20 protein-coding genes, 1 other RNA gene and 1 riboswitch are annotated in these 19,331 nt (G+C 34.5%); of the genes, 9 read left to right on the forward strand and 12 right to left on the reverse strand.

From position 1 onward, the window contains the following. Positions 1-99: 99 nt before the first annotated feature. The 6 genes from RZ55_RS03165 (at position 100) to RZ55_RS03190 (ending at position 4,414) form a co-directional block, all read left to right on the forward strand. Positions 100-1,056 carry a ketopantoate reductase family protein gene (locus RZ55_RS03165; protein WP_057175750.1) on the forward strand — a complete coding sequence of 319 codons (957 nt, stop codon included), beginning with the start codon at positions 100-102 and terminating at the stop codon, positions 1,054-1,056. A 64-nt stretch (positions 1,057-1,120) separates the two neighbouring features. Next, positions 1,121-1,215, forward strand: a riboswitch (THF riboswitch). Between the two features lie 64 nt (positions 1,216-1,279). Further along, positions 1,280-1,825 (forward strand): folate family ECF transporter S component, encoded by a 546-nt coding sequence (locus RZ55_RS03170; RefSeq protein WP_034533619.1) that lies wholly within the window; start codon positions 1,280-1,282, stop codon positions 1,823-1,825. 20 nt (positions 1,826-1,845) lie between these two features. After that, on the forward strand, positions 1,846-2,316 hold the full coding sequence (locus RZ55_RS03175; protein WP_057175752.1) for a glutathione peroxidase: 471 nt from the start codon (positions 1,846-1,848) through the stop codon (positions 2,314-2,316). A gap of 51 nt (positions 2,317-2,367) precedes the next feature. Next, positions 2,368-2,823 carry a hypothetical protein gene (locus RZ55_RS03180; RefSeq protein ID WP_057175754.1) on the forward strand — a complete coding sequence of 152 codons (456 nt, stop codon included), beginning with the start codon at positions 2,368-2,370 and terminating at the stop codon, positions 2,821-2,823. 399 nt (positions 2,824-3,222) lie between these two features. Continuing rightward, on the forward strand, positions 3,223-3,753 hold the full coding sequence (locus tag RZ55_RS03185) for a GNAT family N-acetyltransferase (RefSeq protein WP_057175756.1): 531 nt from the start codon (positions 3,223-3,225) through the stop codon (positions 3,751-3,753). 175 nt (positions 3,754-3,928) lie between these two features. Beyond that, entirely contained in the window at positions 3,929-4,414 is a 486-nt protein-coding gene (locus RZ55_RS03190) for a hypothetical protein (protein ID WP_057175758.1), read from the forward strand. A 50-nt stretch (positions 4,415-4,464) separates the two neighbouring features. Here RZ55_RS03190 and RZ55_RS03195 read toward each other — a convergent pair whose 3' ends face one another. From RZ55_RS03195 to RZ55_RS03225, 7 genes are read right to left on the reverse strand one after another with little or no spacing between them, the layout of a single operon-like run. Then, positions 4,465-6,966, reverse strand: coding sequence for a carbamoyl phosphate synthase (locus RZ55_RS03195; RefSeq protein WP_057175760.1), 2,502 nt, complete (start codon positions 6,964-6,966; stop codon positions 4,465-4,467). 3 nt (positions 6,967-6,969) lie between these two features. Further along, positions 6,970-8,043 (reverse strand): carbamoyl phosphate synthase small subunit, encoded by a 1,074-nt coding sequence (locus RZ55_RS03200; protein ID WP_034531145.1) that lies wholly within the window; start codon positions 8,041-8,043, stop codon positions 6,970-6,972. Positions 8,044-8,076: 33 nt separating this feature from the next. Continuing rightward, positions 8,077-8,604, reverse strand: coding sequence for a bifunctional pyr operon transcriptional regulator/uracil phosphoribosyltransferase PyrR (gene pyrR, locus RZ55_RS03205; protein WP_034531143.1), 528 nt, complete (start codon positions 8,602-8,604; stop codon positions 8,077-8,079). A gap of 11 nt (positions 8,605-8,615) precedes the next feature. After that, on the reverse strand, positions 8,616-9,533 hold the full coding sequence (locus RZ55_RS03210) for an RluA family pseudouridine synthase (RefSeq protein ID WP_057175763.1): 918 nt from the start codon (positions 9,531-9,533) through the stop codon (positions 8,616-8,618). Beyond that, the gene (gene lspA, locus RZ55_RS03215; protein WP_057175765.1) at positions 9,529-9,981 is read right to left on the reverse strand and encodes a signal peptidase II; all 453 of its coding nucleotides are present in this window, start codon (positions 9,979-9,981) and stop codon (positions 9,529-9,531) included. Before lspA ends, RZ55_RS03210 begins: the two co-directional genes overlap by 5 nt. A 12-nt stretch (positions 9,982-9,993) precedes the next feature. After that, entirely contained in the window at positions 9,994-11,649 is a 1,656-nt protein-coding gene (locus RZ55_RS03220; protein ID WP_034531139.1) for a formate--tetrahydrofolate ligase, read from the reverse strand. Between the two features lie 29 nt (positions 11,650-11,678). Beyond that, positions 11,679-12,062 (reverse strand): EbsA family protein, encoded by a 384-nt coding sequence (locus RZ55_RS03225; protein WP_034531138.1) that lies wholly within the window; start codon positions 12,060-12,062, stop codon positions 11,679-11,681. Positions 12,063-12,093: 31 nt separating this feature from the next. Here RZ55_RS03225 and RZ55_RS03230 point away from each other — a divergent pair, with 31 nt between their 5' ends. Continuing rightward, the gene (locus tag RZ55_RS03230; RefSeq protein ID WP_034531136.1) at positions 12,094-12,483 is read left to right on the forward strand and encodes a ribonuclease HI family protein; all 390 of its coding nucleotides are present in this window, start codon (positions 12,094-12,096) and stop codon (positions 12,481-12,483) included. On the opposite strand, the gene RZ55_RS03235 is transcribed toward RZ55_RS03230, so the two are convergent. The 5 genes from RZ55_RS03235 to RZ55_RS03250 form a co-directional block, all read right to left on the reverse strand. After that, the gene (locus RZ55_RS03235) at positions 12,472-13,596 is read right to left on the reverse strand and encodes an NAD(P)/FAD-dependent oxidoreductase (protein WP_057175767.1); all 1,125 of its coding nucleotides are present in this window, start codon (positions 13,594-13,596) and stop codon (positions 12,472-12,474) included. The genes RZ55_RS03230 and RZ55_RS03235 overlap by 12 nt on opposite strands. 12 nt (positions 13,597-13,608) lie before the next feature. Beyond that, positions 13,609-14,742, reverse strand: coding sequence for a THUMP domain-containing class I SAM-dependent RNA methyltransferase (locus RZ55_RS03240; protein WP_057175769.1), 1,134 nt, complete (start codon positions 14,740-14,742; stop codon positions 13,609-13,611). Between the two features lie 85 nt (positions 14,743-14,827). After that, positions 14,828-15,204, reverse strand: an RNA gene (rnpB, locus tag RZ55_RS07170) — RNase P RNA component class B. A gap of 11 nt (positions 15,205-15,215) precedes the next feature. Then, a complete protein-coding gene (gene gpsB, locus RZ55_RS03245; RefSeq protein ID WP_057175771.1) occupies positions 15,216-15,608 on the reverse strand; it encodes a cell division regulator GpsB in 393 nt (130 codons plus the stop codon). 69 nt (positions 15,609-15,677) lie between these two features. After that, positions 15,678-16,244 (reverse strand): DUF1273 domain-containing protein, encoded by a 567-nt coding sequence (locus RZ55_RS03250; protein WP_053792687.1) that lies wholly within the window; start codon positions 16,242-16,244, stop codon positions 15,678-15,680. Positions 16,245-16,345: 101 nt separating this feature from the next. Here RZ55_RS03250 and recU point away from each other — a divergent pair, with 101 nt between their 5' ends. Beyond that, positions 16,346-16,957 carry a Holliday junction resolvase RecU gene (gene recU, locus RZ55_RS03255; RefSeq protein ID WP_053792688.1) on the forward strand — a complete coding sequence of 204 codons (612 nt, stop codon included), beginning with the start codon at positions 16,346-16,348 and terminating at the stop codon, positions 16,955-16,957. A 19-nt stretch (positions 16,958-16,976) separates the two neighbouring features. After that, complete coding sequence (locus RZ55_RS03260) at positions 16,977-19,295, forward strand: PBP1A family penicillin-binding protein (RefSeq protein WP_057175772.1); 2,319 nt, start codon at positions 16,977-16,979, stop codon at positions 19,293-19,295. Positions 19,296-19,331 lie beyond the last annotated feature (36 nt).

Genomic DNA, 19,331 nt, shown 5'->3' on the forward strand with positions numbered 1-19,331 from the left:
TTCTTTTTTTATCATTAAAAAACAATTAGAAAATACATTGCTTTTTCTAATAATTAGTTCTATACTCATAACAACTTATAAAGATATGAGGTGTTGTTTATGAAATACGGAATTATTGGAGCAGGAGCAATGGGATACAGGTATGGTGTTTTATTGCAAGAGAATGCTGGCGTGGAAGTAGATTTCATCGAAACCTGGGAACCTAACATTGAGAAGGTAAAGGAACAGGGTGGTGTTTACGTTTCACGTGACCACGAAAATAAACATTTAGTACCGATTAATATCTTTTATCCAGAAGATTATAAAGGACATCCAGATGTTTGGATTATCTTCAAAAAACAAATGCAACTGGAAGAAGAACTTAAGCGAGATAGTGCTGCTGGAATCTTCCATGATGATCAATATGCTTTTTCTGCAATGAATGGAATGGGGCATTTTGATAAGATTGAAAAGTATTTTGACAAAGATAAAATTGTTTGTGGTACTGCAATGATTGCGACCGTTTTAAATGGACCTGGTGATGTTGACTTCATGGGACCAGTAAACGGTGAAGCAATGCATTTAGCACCATACAATGATAAAGAACCTGATGAAACTGTTAAGGCTCTATTTAATGACTTGAAAGAAGCGAAATTAGGACCAATCATGGCCGATAATTGGATTAACATGTGTATGACAAAAGTAGTGTTCAACGCTGTTGTTAACACTCTTTGTACAATGTTTGAAGTTCAAATGGGACAATTCATTCAATACCCCAAAGCTCCTGAAATGGCTCGTCAATTATTTAACGAATCATTTGATGCATGTGAAAGAGCAGGGATCTATATGGATGAAACTAGAGATGAACAAGTTCAATCAGTTATTGATACAAGCCACACCCTAAAATATCATTATCCTTCAATGTATCAAGACTTCTCAAAAGGTAGGGAAACAGAAGTTGATTACATTAATGGATATATTGCCAAATTAGGTAGAGAAAAAGACTACGTTTGTCGCACTCATGAATTTGTTGTAAATCAAGTTCATTTGGTTGAACAAATGAGACAATTCAAATAATTAGTCACCAAATATAATTGTTTTGTAATTATAAAAATGATAGTATTAAGTTGTAACAAAAAAATTGGGAGTAGGTAGTTATGCGTAAAGTGCAGATGGAACGGAATGTGAACGTCTGACGAAAACTTAGGTTGCGATGTAACTGCCGCATTCGCCACAACTTTTTATAATATCAACTTTTTATAATTATATGAGTGGCAGCTCCACTAGGAGATGTCTTTTGATGAATGTTTCAACTTTATTCAGGGTTCCACGTATTAACGTAAGGGACGCCGCTACAATTGCTATTTTAATGGCAATGACTTATGTTTTAGGAAGAGTCGGTATACATACACCAATCGTTGTATTTACTTTCTCATTTTTAGCTACTGCTGTATTGGCTTCAATGTATGGACCAATCGTAGCAGGAATCGTAGGTGGGGTATATGACGTATTCGTTACCATCCTAAGCGGTCAAATGTATTTGCCTGGATTTACTGTATCAGCCGTTCTATCAGCTTTCATTTTTGGTTTATTCTTATACAAAAATGAAAAGTTCAGTCCATGGAAAGTTATTTTAGCTCAATTGATCATCACATTATTAGTAAATACTTTCTTGAATACTCTATGGTTATCAATGTCCACATTGACAGCTGGATACAGTTTCAAGGTATTCTTAATGACTAGATTGATCAAACAACTTATTACAACACCAATCCAAATGGTGTTACTAGTAGTTGTGCTAGGCAATCCAATTATGCAAAAGTTGATAAAATCTCGTTGGAAATAATTTAGATTTGGAGTGTAATTATGAGTACTATCTATGATTACCAGTTAACTGAAATGAATGGGCAATCCATCAATTTTGGTTATTTAAAGGGTAAAGTTATCTTAATAGTTAATACAGCTAGCAAGTGTGGTCTTGCTGGACAATTAAAAGATTTACAATACTTATATGATAAGTACAAGAATCAAGGACTTGTCTTAGTTGGTGTACCATCCAATCAATTCCATATGGAATTAAATAGTGATGAAAAGACCAGCGAATACTGTCAATTACATTATGGGGTTACATTCCCAATGGCTAAACAAGCAAAAGTAAATGGCAAAGATGAATTACCATTATTTACATACTTGAAGTCAGCATCTGGTAAGGGTCGTATTAAATTTAATTACACCAAATTCTTGATTAATAAGAATGGTGAATTCGTAAAACGTTACTCACCATTAAAGAATCCACGTAAAATTGAACAAGATATTATCAATGAACTAGATCAATAACTAAAAGCATCCGTTTCGGGTGCTTTTTTTGTATAAAGGGGGGATTTAGCAGTGTTTAATCAGGAAACATTAAAGGAGACGCGATTAAGAACAATTGAATCATTAAAAGATTTATATGGTTTATTAGTTTCATCAGCAATTACATGGTTAGTAGCGTTAATTGGTGTTGCGTTAGAGACATTTCAAAACACACTAGAACGTGCATATTACTTTTTACCAAGTATGACACCTAAACATTTTGATAAAATTTATCATAACGATTTATCAAACACGTTCAAATATGGCTTTTTAATAATAATGAGCGCGATAGTATTATTTATTATTCTAATGTGGTTACAACGTAAACATGCATCTGTGATCCGTCGTATGGGTTGGTCAATCATTATTATTGTTATGGGTGGTTTGGTAATGGCACAAACACTTACTAATGTTTACATGAATCATGATAAAGGTATCAATTATTATCATCCAGAACGCATGTATGAACACCATAAAGGAGGAAAATAATTATGATTAATTATGGATCCAGCTATGTAATACAAGGTTTAATTGCAAAAGCAATATATTTATGGTTTATAACAACAGCCGTGGTATTGATCATAGTTATAGCAATGTTATTTGTCAGAAATTACTGGCGCGTACTAAAAGGAAAATATTAAATATATTAAGAGCATCCAATACGGATGCTTTTTTTATTCATATATTGATGGGGAATACAGAGAACGCTTCTCAGTTTATTTAAAATTACCTACTTTACATAATATATATTATGCGAAGTAGACTTAAAAAGAAGAATTAGCAATAATTTTCAATTTTACATTTATTTATAACTTAATTTGATTTATATATTCCCGTAATATGTTTATGGTATGATTTGTATAAATTCTTTGGAGGTTTTATTTATATATGATTACCTTTAGCAATCTATCTGGTAATAATGATCCAAGTTATTGGTTAGATCTTTATTCAGATTCGTTTCCAATTAACCAACGAATTGATTTCAATGATTTAACTAATATTGCTAATTCTAATGATTCCGTTCAAATGTTGTTAATTCAGTTAAACGCTCAAAATGTCGGCATTATTTATCTTGTTGATTTTGACGATCAAGCATTCATATTATATCTTGCTATTGATGCTAATATGCGTGGTAACGGTTTAGGAAAATCCACCATAAACGCCTTAAAATCAAGGTTTAACGATGGTTTTATTCTGGAATCTGAATCTGTTTTAGTCGATTCTGCTAATCCTAAACAACGAAATGCTAGATATCGTTTCTATACCAATAACGGTATGATTGATACTGACTTAGCAAGCAAGGATTCTGATGACGAATTCCACCTACTTACTTCAAATAAGGATGCTGGTGTTGATCTATACAAGAAAGCTAACCAAATCCTTGGCTTAGACGTGGATGTAATTAAATACCATAAATAGCAAAAAAATAGGACGCTCTCTGCTGCACGTTTAAATGTTTGTATGTATAGTTATACATTTGCGTGCAGTGTGAGACGCCCTAAATACATAAGATTATTTTGATAAGACTTATAATGATGGTTTTTAAGTTTCATATGATAAAATGCATTCATACTTAATTTTAAGGAGAAGCAAAATGAATGTTTTAAAGTTAAAAAGATCTACATATTTAATTATTGGGATAATAATTATATTGGTTGCTCTGTGGATTAGAAATACCATTGATAATGGTAAGTTTTATCAATTTACAAATAACAATGCTGGATTGCTTGTAAAAGCTGATGAAAACAAAAAAATTATTTGGAAAATGGTAAACCAAGACTCAGATATTACATATCTATATTTCAACAAGAATAACCAAGTATTAATTGCTGAAGACAAATCTGATCTAAATGGAATCTATAAGAATCCAAACAATTACAGTGATGATATCGGAACATTTAAAAATAACGGTGGCGAAATTACTTTCAACATCAAGTACGACGAAGAACAAGTTAACATCAAACTTTACAATTTAAAGAAGGTTAACGACAACAAATTTGTTGGTATTAGTGAAACTGACTCTGGTAGTACCTCATTTAAGAAGAACATCACAATTACCAAAGATGGTTATATTAAGTAAAAAAGGGCGTCTACGTCTGTTAAAAAAAGCATTCCAAAATGGAGTGCTTTTTATTTGTCATCGATTAATCTAAATTTGATTTTAGCCCCTACTTCTTGGGAACTATTAGCATGATCAACTTTGACATTTAATTGTTTGAATGGGAAGGTTGCTTGCATATGAGTAACTCTATTAGACATATCAGGCATATTCTTCATTAATTCGTTAATATCCAATCTCTTGGTGTAGAAACGAACAAGTGCCCTAACCCAATTAATTCCGGTTGCTCTACTTAAGAATATTGTTTCAGTTAAACGTAGCGGTCTAATACCAACATACTCTGATTCGCCATTCTTATTTTGATTAAACAAGATTTGGACTAATCCAATCCAGTTGGAACTTTGAATATGGGATTTAGATTCTTCAATATCTCTTTGTAATGCTTCATCATCTAAGACATATGGCGTTTCGTATGCAGTTACATAATCTAAGTCACTCTTATTATTACTAATTAGCTTTTCTGTTGAGATGAAGTAACTTTCATCTTGAGCCACAAAGAAGTTTAGTGCATAGGTAACATCCTTAGGTAAAACAACCCCTGTTTCTTGATCAGGTGGTAATACTTGAACGTTTAAATCAGTGTATTTCTTCAATTGCTTTAGTAAGAAATGTCTGTTTCCTGGAATGAATACTCTAACTGGTTTTTCCAGTTCAATGATATTTAGAATTGCCCCTAATTGAATTGGTTCAATATATTGCTTATCACTAATTTGTGGACTTAATGATAATGCATTTGGATTGTTATTCATCACAATTGTCTTGTAACCGATTTTGTGTAGTTGGATTAACATTTCAGCTGTGTAGTAATCAGCAGCTGTATTAGGACCTAGCTTGTTTCCACCACGGCCGATTACTAGAGCGGTCTTCTCTGATTCTTGACTAGATTCGTTTTCAATTTCATAACTACTGTAGAAAGAACGAATGTTTTGATCAAATTCACCAGCTGAAGGTTCAATTGCCTTATATGTTGGGTATTCACCAGCAGCGTGATATAACTCTCTAACTTTTTCGATTGGTTGATGCCATGTTTCAGCCATCATACCATCACCAAAGCCATGATCATGAGCAACTTCAATGGTGCTTAGTTTCATTGGTTCTTTAATTATTAGTTCTTCTACATCCAATAATTCTTTTAGTTTGTAGAAATAGAATTGGTTAATCTTAGTTAATTCTTCTAATTCATCAACTTGGTAACCACGTCTTAGCGCTTCAATTAGCACTAATAAACGGTCTGACTTAGGGTGAATCAATTGACTGATTAATTCATCACTACTGATTTCGTACATGCTTGGGAGAACATCACGAGGTGAGAATTGAGAACTACGCAAAGCTTTCAACATTGCTTCTTCAACAGTCCTACCTACCCCAATCGTTGAACCAACAGACTTCATTGTAGTATTTAGATGTTGATTAGCTTCTGGAACATTATCAAATGGCCAGACTGGCATCTTAATTACCACGTGGTCTAATGTTGGCTCCATGATTGGTGTTAAACGGTGATAGTTAGCGTGTAATTGAATTTCTGGTAATGAATTACCTAGTAAAAGATTTGTACATACGTAAACTAATGGATAACCTGTAGATCTCGCAGCTAGTGCTGAACTACTGTTAATCAACGGATTAATTTTTGTGATGTAGTAATTACTACCATCGTTAGGATCTAGGGCAAATTGAATATGACATAAACCAACGATATTCAATAAGTCCATCATCTTAAACGTTGCAGTTCTTAGACTTTGATACTCAATATCGCCCAGTGTTTGAACTGGAGAAATTACGATTGAATCACCAGAATGGACACCAACAGCATCGATATTTTCCAAACCACTAATTAGAATCTTGGTGTTGGTTTGATCCCTAACCGCAACAGTTTCGATTTGTTTGTAACCAACGATACTCTTTTCAATGATACATACGCTGTCGTCTTTAAATTCGTCTTCTAACATGTCAGAAAGTTCTTCAGCATTATTACAGATGATTCTTTCAGTACTTTCCTTACGGCTAACTTTTTTGATGTTAACCGGGAAACCAATTTCTCGAACGACTTCAAATGCTTCGGATTCACTTCTAACGATTTTAGAAGGTACTGCTGGTTCATCGATACTATTAATAGCAATCTTCATCTTATCTGGATTATTAATAACCTTTAAAGACTCTTTAGAGATCCCTAAAACACGGACTCCTAAATCACTTAGAATTCCTTGGTTTAATAGTTCTTGTGTAACGTGAATTGCTCTTAATCCCCCAGCGATTGGAATAATTGCATCAGGAGATTCCTTCTTAATTACATCAAGAACATTTTTTAAATTAATTTCTTTTATAAATACATTAGCCGGTTGAACTTCTGAAAGTGTAAGTGAAAAAGGATTATTATCAATCACTAAAACTTGAACGCCATTTTTCTTTAAGGCTGTCATCATTTGAAATGCAGCAGCATCAAGCTCAGTTTCACTACCAATTTTAGAAGGTCCACCACCTAAAATTAATACCTTCTTGATTTTATTATCTATCATTAGTTATCTCCTTTGTGAGCTAACGTTTTCTAGAAATTCTTCAAACAAGTCTGCACTATCTTGTGGACCAGGTCCACCATCTGGTGAGAATTGAACAGAAAAAGCAGGATAATCACGATGTCTGATACCTTGGACAGTACCATTAACTAAATCAACATATGTAATCAATAACTGATCATGGATGATTGATTTAGGATCAACAGCATATCCTTCGCTTTGTGATGCATAGATGATTTGATTGGTAATAACTTGTCTAATTGGATGATTACTACCATGATGTTCTCCGTCTAATTTGTAAACGTTGGCATCATTGGCTAATGCAAACAATTCATGTCCTAATCCCATCGCAAACATTGGGATTTCTTTTTGGACTTCTCTAATCATCTGTAAGACAGAATCTGGTAAATCTCTTGGAGAACCAGGTCCGGTTGATAAAACAACACCATCAGGGTCTAAATCAAATATTTCCTGGCTAGTTGTTTCAAATGGCATCACAATAACGTTACAATCAAGGTCAGCCAACTTACGTAAAATACCGTATTTAAGACCGAAATCAATCAATACAATATTGTATCCATCACCAGTATTTGGAAATGGAGCCTTAGTAGATACTTGATTTACTTGTTGGTTAGTAAGCACCGTTGCATGAAGTTGATCAAAAGCATGTTCGTCATCCATATCAACAATACTTGCCTTCATTGTTTGTTTTCGATTTAATCGTCGTGTTAATTCTCTAGTATCAATTCCAGCAATACCAGGAATGTTATGTTGCTTTAAAAATAAATCTAAGTTTAAGTTTCCTAATCTATTGGTAGAAATATTGGAGTATTCTTTGACAACTACTCCTTTAGAATTAGTTACAATCGCTTCAAAGCTTTTGTGGTTAATTCCAGTATTACCAATAGATGGCTGTGTAAACACAATGATTTGATTATGGTAAATTTGATTTGTTATAACTTGTTGATAGCCTAACATATTAGAATTTACAATAATTTCTCCAGTTGTGGTTGCTTCAGCTCCGAAGGCTCTACCTTTATATGAAGTTCCATCTTCTAATATTAAATATCTAGTGGTCATAACAACAATCTCCTTAAATATTTTATTTAAGAGTTACTTTTCATCAATTTCAACAGAATCTTGATCATCGATTTCATCAACTTGAACATTGATGATTTCTTGTTTTGAAGTTGGAATGTTCTTACCAACAAAGTCAGCTCTAATTGGTAATTCACGGTGTCCACGATCAACTAATACAGCTAATCTGATGTTCTTTGGACGTCCTAATTCAGCAATTGCTGATAAGGCAGCGTTAATAGTTCTACCAGTGAATAAAACGTCATCAACTAAGATGATGTTTTTGTCCTTTAATGAAACAGCTTCATCAGAAAGAACTGCTGGTTCGTTGTCAGTGTGTTGAATATCATCACGATACTTTGTAACGTCGATTCCAACTACAGGAACTTCTTTGTTTTCAAGTTTTTGTAAACGGTTAGCAATGCGTTTAGCAAGATAAATCCCACGAGTCTTAATACCAACTAATACTAGGTTATTTACCCCTTTATTTTTTTCGATAATTTCGTAAGTAATACGAGTTAACGCTCTTTGCATGGCCATTTTATCAACAACGACTTTACTCATTACAAATCCTCCTATTTTTGATTGTACTTATTTCTTAATTTAGTAATTGTTTGTTCAAAAATTTCTGGCAATGGTGTTTCAAAAATCATTTGTTCGTTGGTTTTTGGATGAACGAAGCCTAATTTCTTAGCATGTAAGAATTGCCCATTACCCTTTAAAGTATTCTTGGGTCCGTATAGAGGATCCCCTGCGAGTGGATGACCAATATACTTCATATGAACTCTAATTTGGTGCGTACGACCTGTTTCTAAGAAACATGAAACAAGTGTATATTCTCCACCGAATCGTTTTAAAACCTTAAAATGAGTAACGGCATTCTTTCCATCATCTACGATTGCCTGTTTTTTACGGTCTTTTTTAGATCTACCAATTGGTGCGTTAATAACGCCACTATTTTCTTTGATATTTCCATGTACTAACGCAATATATTCACGAATGTTTGATTTATCCTTTAGTTGTTTGGATAAAGATTCATGAGCATAATTATTCTTAGCAACCATTAATAGACCAGATGTATCTTTATCAATTCTATGAACGATTCCCGGTCTATAGGTTCCATTAATTGTTGAAAGTGGTGAATGATAAAGTAATGCATTCACTAATGTATGATCAGGATGTCCTGGAGAAGGATGGACAACCATTCCTTGCGGCTTATTGACGACAATTACATCATCATCCTCATATACAATATCAATGTCGATGTTTTCAGGTTCCACGTTCATTGTTTCTGGTTCAGGAATGGTTACCTGAATTACTTCACCGTCTTTAACATCGTATTTTGCCTTTTTCTTTTGTCCATCCACCAAGACTAATCCGTCTTCAATCAAACTTTTGGCTCTTGAACGACTTAAATCTTCAACGTTATCAGTTAATGATTTGTCTAGTCGAACATTTCCCTTTGTGACTGTATAAGTTACTGTATCTTTAATCTAAATCACCATCTCTTAATATTGCAAAAAATAACAAGATAATTCCGAATGTAATGCAGATATCTGCGAAGTTAAACACTGGGAAATTAATAAAATCAACTTGGAACATATCAACTACATAACCTTGTAAGAAACGGTTAATGAAGTTACCTAAAATTCCAGCTAATAAAATTGTTGTACTTGTTAAATAAAGCTTTCTACCCTTTAATTTTATCATAAAATAAACAATCGCTACGACTGCTACTAAGGTAATAATTGAAAACAACCATTGTTGGCCTTCCAAGATACTCCAAGCAGCACCACTGTTATGCAGATTGGTAATTGATAATACTCCAGGGATGATTGTTGTACTCGATGTTTCTGAAATGTTTGCAGAAATCCAAATTTTGATTGCTTGATCAATTCCAACAAGGGCACAGAAGCTAATTAAAATATATACAATTGGCATTGAAAAACTCCTTTAGAATAGTCCGGTAATCTTACCATCATTATCAATATCCATGTCTAAAGCGGCTGGATGTGATGGTAACCCAGGCATTGTTAGAATCTTACCAGTTAATACAACGATGAACCCTGCACCTAGTTTAGGTTGGATGTCAGAAACATTAATCGAGAAGTCAACTGGTGCTCCTAACTCTTTAGCATTATCAGTGAATGAGTATTGAGTCTTAGCGACACAGATTGGTAACTTATCCCAACCGTTTTTAACCAATTTCTTTAGTTGTGTCTTAGCTTTATTACTTAATACAACACCATTTCCGCCATAGATTTTGGTAACGATGGCGTTTAACTTGTCCATAAAGTCATCATCGTTGTTGTATAGTGGTTTAAATTCTTGATTGTTGTCACATACATTAACTAATTCTTCAGCTAATTCTGTTGCACCAGCTCCACCATTTTCCCATACAGTTGTATTGAATGGTTTTACACCTTGTTCTTTGATGTAATCGTTTAGTGCGTTAATTTCTTTTTCAGTATCGCTAGTAAATTCATTTACAGCAACTACAACCGGTTTGTTGTATTGCTTCATGTTAGCAATGTGTCTACCTAAGTTTTTAGCACCCTTTAGCAATGCATCTACGTTTTCTTGATTTAAGTCGTTTTTGTTAACTCCACCATTTAATTTTAATGCTCTAACAGTAGCAACAATAACAATCGCATCTGGACGTTTACCTAGCTTTTCAGATGTAATGTCTAGGAACTTTTCTCCACCTAAATCGGCACCGAAACCAGCTTCAGTAATTGCGTAGTCCGCATGTTGAATGGCTGCTTTAGTAGCTAAAATACTGTTACAACCATGAGCAATATTAGCAAAAGGTCCACCATGAATGAATGCTGGAGTGTGTTCTAGTGTTTGAACTAAGTTTGGCTTGATCGCATCCTTTAATAGTAAAGCTAATGCACCAGTAACGCCCAAATCACTAACAGTAACTGGTTGTCTATCGTAGTTGTAACCAATTAGGATTTTACCTAATTTTTCTTTTAAGTCGTTTAAATCTTCACTTAAACATAAAACTGCCATGATTTCACTTGCGACAGTAATGTCAAAGCCATCTTCACGAGGAACACCAGATGTACGTCCACCCAATCCAACGATTACGTTTCTTAATTCTCGGTCGTTAATATCAACTACTCTCTTCCAGGTAATTGTTCTAGGATCAATGTTTAACTTGTTACCATGATGAATATGATTATCAATTAGTGCTGATAAGGTGTCATGTGCTTCAGTAATAGCAGGAAAATCACCAGTAAAGAATAGGTTAATATCTTCCATTGGAGCTACTTGAGCATATCCACCACCAGTAGCACCACCCTTAATTCCCATAACAGGTCCAAGTGATGGTTCTCTTAGTGCAATTGCTACAGACTTATTAATTCTGTGGAATGCGTCACCTAAACCAATGGTTAAAGTTGTTTTACCTTCACCAGCAGCGGTTGGATTAATTGATGTTACTAAAATCAGTTTACCGTTTTTTGAACCTGCGAATGGTAAGTTGATTTTCGCTTTATATTTACCATAAGGATCCATTTGATCGTCACTTATATTTAAACTTGATGCAATTTCGCTAATGTTTTTTAACTCAGCTGATTGTGAAATTTCAATATCTGTTTTCATGGTAAGAACATCTCCTAGAATTATGTAATTTATTTTTTTAGTAAGTTGCTTAGCTCAATTATTGAATTGACAGGCAATAGCAATCTATAGTGCTTTTTGTTAACTTCAATATCTGCAGTATGCTTAGTGAAACTAACGTTATCAATGTCGCTAATATTTGCTTCCAACCATTTTGGATTCATTAGCTTACTTACTGTTATTTTATCATCTTCAATGGTAATTCTTCTAAAAATAATTTGGAAAATCGCAAATAAGAAGAATACTAAAAAGAAAAAGATTGTAATCCATTGAATCACTGTTACTTCAAGCCAGAAAATAATTCCAATAAATAGAAGAGCAAAGGTCCAAGCCCAAGTAATTACTGTATATAAAGGTTCTGGCTGGTATAAAAATGTTCGTTTTTGGGTTATCATTAAGTAAAACCTTCCTTTGGAGAATTAGATTATGTTTAAATTATACACTGATGCGGCCACAATGAACAATTCTGGGAACAGTTCTTGTGGAATTTTAATTGTTCATGATAGTGAACAATACCAAGAAAAACTTAAATTAACTTCAAAAGACAATCATGAAGCAGAGTTTGAAGCTTGTCTCCTTGGCTTTAAGGCGATTTCACCGTTAACCAATAAGGACTCAATCATTGTTTATTATACAGACAGTAAAATTGTTCATGAAAGTTTAGAAAAACAATACGCTAAACACTATCAAGAATATGTTGATCAAATTCTAGAAGAACAATCTAAGTACAGTATGGTAATTAATAATTGGATTCCAGATACAAAAAATGAAGGTGCCCATAATCTTGCGACACAGGCCCTTCACTTATTTTACTAATTTAATATAATTTTCAATTGGTTTACGATATTCATCGAGATCGTAATCGACTTTATCAGCAATCATTTCTGCTAAAATCTTACCTACTAAAGGTCCAGTTGTTAAACCAGATGATCCTAGTCCACTGCCGACTAGGATTTTTTCGTATCCAGGGATGCGTCCAAAGAATGGAGCGAAATCTGAGGTATATGCTCTGGTTCCAATCTTTACTCTAATTAGGTTTTCAGCATTAATTTGATTAGACATGCTGTGAGCACTATTTAATAGGTCATCAATAATATCCGCATCGGCAGATAAATCGAATCCTTTATCATTTTCATGACTAGCTCCCACAATTAAACGTCCATTACCTAATGGGATGAAATCTGATTCACCTTCAGGCATTACAACTGGCATATCAACGTTAGCACCAAGAATTTGAGTGGTAGATAACTCAATTAATTGTCCCTTTTGCGGTCTAACATCAACATCTAAAGGAAGTTCTTTTAAAATGTCCTTCGTCCAAGCACCAGTTGCTAAGATAATATTATCGAATTCTAAAACTTGTCCATCTAATTCAACATTACCATCTTTATTAATTGATACAGGTTGATTGATTATTGTTAAATTCTTTTTCTTAGCGATCTTGGTCAAATGACTAGCGTATTTATCACCATTCAATCTAGCACCACCTGAAACAAATACACCAGGATAGGAATTATCAATAATCGGAACGAATCTCATTACCTCATCTGCAGTTAATTCCTTAATTTCACCAATAGTATCAGTTTCATCACGACGTTCTTCAGCTAATTGATAAAGTTCTTTTAGCTTTTCAGAATCTTCACGTGTAATGATGGTACCGCATTGGTTATAAATGCTTTCAGGCATTTTGGATTGCTTAGATATTTGTCTTAACAATGTTGCCCCGTCACGAGCTAGGTTATACCATTTTTTGTTTCTTCTCTTTGATAACCATGGCGAAATGATACCTGCAGCTGCCTTTGTGGCTTGACCGTTACCATCATCAAACATGGTTACTTTAAAATCATTACCAGAATCTAGTTGGCTTAAGAAATAAGCTGCCGTTGATCCGACAATTCCGCCACCAATAATCGCTATTTTCTTGGTCAATATATACACCCTTTATTTTCTAATCTTTTTACCCCAGAATTGGAAATAATCGGTTCTTAAGTAACCGTTGTATAGTTTACGAGTCTTAGTTGGAGCTTGGCCGTAGAACTTATCAAATTCCAAATCTGATGTAAGGAAGTACTTAGACCAACTAGTCATTGGTTTAAATACGCGTCCTAAGCCCTTGTATAGCTTACGAACTTCTTGTTTATCACTTAAACGTTCACCATATGGTGGGTTTGAAACAACCACACCATTAATCTTGTCAGTCTTGAAGTCTAAAACTGACAACTGCTTAAATTGAATATCATGAAGTAATCCAACTTCTTGAGCATTTACTTTAGCAATATCAATCATGTTTCCATCTACATCAGATGCCATGATATCAAGTTCTTTGTCGTAGTCAGCTTTTTCATCAGCTTTGTTTCGAACATCTTCAACGACGTCTTCATCTACCCAATCCCATTTTTCACATGAGAATTCACGGTTAAAACCAGGTGCAATGTTTCTTGCAATCATTGCTGCTTCGATTGGAATAGTTCCAGATCCACACATTGGATCTAAGAAAGGCATGTCTGGGTACCAACTAGTTAACATAATTAGTGCTGCAGCCATATTTTCCTTGATTGGTGCAGGACCTTTGGCAACACGGTAACCACGTTTGAATAAACTTTCACCAGTTGTATCTAGAGTAACTATAACATGATCTTTATTAATTCTAGTTTCAAGCTTGTAAAGTTGACCGGTTTCTGGAAGTCTTGTACGACGGTGGTATGTTTCATTTAATTTATTTACTACCGCCTTTTTAGCGATTGCTTGAACGTCTGGAACACTGTGTAATGCAGAGTTGTGTGAACGTCCGTTCATTGGGAATTGAGCATCCATTGGTAACAATTCGTCCCAAGGAAGTGATTTAACATTTTGGAATAAATCTTCAAAAGTCTTAGCTTCGAATTCACCAACAATAATTTCAACACGATCGGCGGTTCTTAGCCAAAGGTTAGTATTGATAATGTCTTCAATTGTTCCTTCAAATCTAACTCTTCCGTTTTCGACTTGAACTTCATAACCCAAGTCACGAAGTTCTCTACCAACTAAAGCTTCAATTCCGGCGGCACAAGTGGCCATTAATTTAAAAGTTTTCATTTAATTCATCCTTTTTATGAATTATTTATTTTCAATAAAAAAAGGGAGGAAGAAAACTTCCACCCTTTTCCTGAATGGTGTACATTCCTGTAAGCCATGTTTTGTGCTTTATATTTAAGTCAGGCCTTTAAATATAAAGTAGTAATCATCTATCTGAGAAATAAATTTCTCCCCCACACTTGGTTCAATTTCCGTGTGTGAAGCTCCCCTACCAAAGTTTGGGTTTCCCGCTCGCGGGGTTTACCGCGTTCCACCAGTATCGTTTCCGATCCTGTATCGTCACTGTGGCACTTTCAGAAGTACTAAAGCATAGCAAAAACCTTAGCTCGTTTCTTCGCCATTACTACAAATTGTAGTCCCCCGGCTTATTTTTTCACCGAGCACGAACACTACAAGCATCGCAGCTTGTGCGAGAGTGGACTTTCCTCAGCCAACATAAGTTGACCGCGATTACTCAGAACATACACCAGTTATTAACGATTAATATCTGTCATGCTACTTGGTCCTTCAGTAGAACCAAATACACGTTGTTCTAGGTTAGATACACGTTTTAGAAGTTCATTTTCAATACGTGTTCTACCTAAAGTATCATGATTTGATGGTGCTGAATTTGAATCATTGAAATAACCAGATGGAGAAACGCTTGGTTCTGGTGTAACAGTACCAGCAGATTGCTTTAATCTTTGTACTTCCATTCTTAGTTGATTGTTTTCGTTTTCTAGACTATTGATTCGGTTATCGAATGCTTGGTAGTCCTTGATAATACCGTCCAAGAAAGTATCTACTTCATTTGGATCGTACCCTCTCATCTTTTGAGAAAAAGTCTTTTCTAAGATGTCCTTAGGGGTAAATTGTATATTGTTCATTATTCACACCTCATATCATAAATAATCACGAACAAGTATTATTGTACCAGAAATTTAAACATTTTCAATTTATTCCTCAAAATTATTTAAATTATTTTGGTACTCATTCGCGGCTTCTTGTAGTTCGTCAAAATCAATTAAATGATAATCATAGTCATGTATTTCTGAAAATCTTTTAATCTGCTCATAATCATATTGTGTTTTACCAGGATTGTCAACATCATAGATTAGTAGCGCTCTATCCGTGTGGTTGAGCATAAAATCCTGATATGCTCTTAACTGCATTGGTGATTTATATGGATCATTAGAAACACTGGCAGAGAAGTCTACTTTATTAATACTTTGTGATAATTTCATTTGATTTTGTTCGTTCCATTGGTTACCAAACTCCTTGAATGGTAGCATCATAGAAATTTGAAATTCATCTGGATATTCCTCTTTTAGCTGATCTGCTACTTCGACTGTCCATTGTTCGACACCCATTTGACCACCAGTTATTATCCAATCGACCCCATCTTCAATTGCTTGTTTTAAATTATTTTCAATTACATTTTTGATAACTAGTTCTTTTGGATCCTTATCACCAAACACGCCTAGTTCATAACTTCGATATCCGGTTACCCAAAGTCTTGAGATATTAACACCCCCCACCTTATTATCAACTTTTTAGTACTAATGGTATAATATCATTAATAAACTTACAGTAATAATTTATTATTTTTTGAAAGGTGGTACACATGGCTATCCGTTATCCAAATGGTAAGGCTTATAATACCGGCTTGGATAAAAAGAATTCATCACCCAAGAGTAGATACGTAAAACCAACATTATATGGTGGTCGTGGAATGACTCTTGAAGAAGAATTGAATCGAAGCAATGAGTATTATTTAAGTAAAGATATTGCCGTAATACACAAAAAACCAACCCCTATTCAAATCGTTAAAGTCGATTATCCTAAAAGAAGTGCAGCTACGATAAAGGAAGCGTATTTTCGTAAGGCATCTACTACTGATTATAATGGTGTATATAAAGGAAGATACATTGACTTCGATGCAAAGGAAACTAAAAATAAAACATCGTTTCCACTATCTAACTTCCATGAACATCAGGTAGAACATATGAGAAAATGTATTGATAATGGCGGGATTTGTTTCGCGATTATCAAATTCGTAGTGTTAGATGAAGTTTATTTATTCAAGGCTTCCGACCTCTTTTATTTCTGGGATAAGCAAAATAATGGTGGAAAAAAATCCATAAAAAAGGATATAATTGAAGAACTTGGTTATAAAATTAATTATTCATTAAATCCCACGATACCTTATTTGGATGCCGTGGATGAATTAATATAGACCGTAAAGGAGAATAGTAATGTCTCAAAACAATCCTAACTTGGACAGTCGTGTCCAAAGAAACCAAAAGCAACATAAATCGTCTAAACACGCTACATGGATCAAAAAGGTCATTGTAGGTGGATTAGGATTTATTTCATTGCTAATCGTGCTAGGAAGTATCGTCTTCATGATTTATGCTTCCAGTGCACCTGAAATTAGTTATCAATCACTATCAAGTGATAACTCAACCAAGATTTATGACAATTCTGGCCATGTTATTTCACGATTAGGTGTTCAAGATCGAGATTATATCAAGTCCGACAAGATTCCTAGTCAGCTAAAGAATGCGATTGTCTCAATTGAAGACCGTCGTTTCTACAAGCATCATGGTGTTGACCCAATCAGAATTATGGGAGCTTCATTATCAAACATAACTTCTGGATCTTTAAATCTTCAAGGTGGTTCTACACTAACTCAACAATTAGTTAAGTTGTCAGTGTTCTCTACTGCTGCTTCTGATAGAACTTTCAAGAGAAAGGCTCAAGAAGCATGGTTAGCACTTAAGATTGAACGCACTTATTCAAAGCAACAAATTCTAGAATTCTACATTAATAAGGTATACATGGGTAACAACGTATACGGTATGGAAACCGCTTCTGAATACTACTTCGGTAAATCATTAAGTAAGCTTTCCATTGCACAAACTGCTTTACTAGCTGGTATGCCTCAATCACCTAGTTACTACAACCCTTACGTATATCCTCAATATGCAAAAGAAAGAAGAAACGAAGTATTGAACGCTATGGCATCATATGGTGCTATTACTCAAAAGCAAGCAGCAGATGCTAAGAAGACAAGTATCAAGTCTGGTTTAGTTAAGAATCCTAAGAACAGTTCATTCGAATCTGTTAAAGAAAAATATATTGATTCATATCTAAAACAAGTTATTCAAGAACTTAAAGCCAAGGGTTACAACACTCAATCTGGTTTGAAGGTTTACACTAACTTAGATTTATCTGCGCAAAAGAAACTTTATGATTTAGCAAATAACGATGCATCCGTTGGATTCCCTAACAACACCATGCAAGTTGGTGCAACATTAGTAAATCCAAAAACTGGTGCCGTTAACGCAATGATTGGTAATAGAAAGACTGATATTCAATTAGGTTTAAATAGAGCCGTACAAACCGATAGATCAAGTGGTTCTACTGCAAAACCATTAATGGATTACGGTCCAGCAATTGAATACCTAAACTACCCTACTTATCAATTAGTTCACGATACTCCTTACACTTATGCTGGAACTAGCACAACTCTAAAGGATTTTGATGGTAGATATGAAGGTACAATTTCAATGCACAAGGCATTGGTTGAATCAAGAAATATTCCAGCCATCAGAACTCTTGAAAATGTTGGTGTAAGTAAGGCAACCGACTTCTTAAGTTCATTAGGTATGTCATTCAGTGATCCACTATCACTACAAAATGGTATTGGTTTATACATTTCAACCGAACAAGAAGCTGCCGCTTACTCAGCATTTGCTAACAATGGTGTATATCACAAACCATACTTAATTAGTAAGGTTGTTACTCCTGATAACGAATCACATGATTTCAGTTCTGAAGGTTCTCAAGTAATGAGTCCTGCTACTGCATTCATGATGACATCAATGCTAAAAGGTGTTATGAACCAATCAAACGGTTCTGGTACTGCAGCCTACATTCCTGGTTTATACCAAGCTGGTAAGACAGGTACTACTCAATACCCTGACAACACTTACAACGGTTATCTACCTGCATATGCAGCAATGGATTCATGGTTCACTGGTTACACTCAAAACTATGCCCTATCTGTTTGGACCGGATATGATCACCCTTATCAAACCGGTAATTATATAACAGCCGCTCAAACTGATATCGCTCAAAGAATTTACAAGTACGAAATGCAATACATTTCTCAAAACCAAACTAATAGCGATTGGGTAAAACCAAGTAATGTAACTGCTGTTAAGTCTGGTGGTCAAACTGAGTACTACAAAGACGGTTACTCATCTATTCAAGGTGATAAGACAACCGGTTATGCTGGTGGATCACTTTCATCAGTACTAGATAGTACTAAGAAGCAAACAAAGGATACTAAGTCAAACAAATCATCAGATGATGATGACGACAAGGATTCTCAAAAGGATAAAAACGAAGCTAAGAAGAGTGCTGGTTCAAACGGTAACAACAATAATGATTCAAACAAGAATCAACAAAATAACCAAAACCAGAACAACAATAATGGTAATAACACAAATAATGCCAATAATAATAATCAACAAAATAACAACAATGGCAATAACAACAACCATTAATTTATAGCTACGAAAAAAGCACCTAGAAAAATTCTA

The sequence above is a fragment of the Apilactobacillus kunkeei genome (genome assembly GCF_001421115.1).
Taxonomy (GTDB): Bacteria; Bacillota; Bacilli; order Lactobacillales; family Lactobacillaceae; genus Apilactobacillus; species Apilactobacillus kunkeei_F.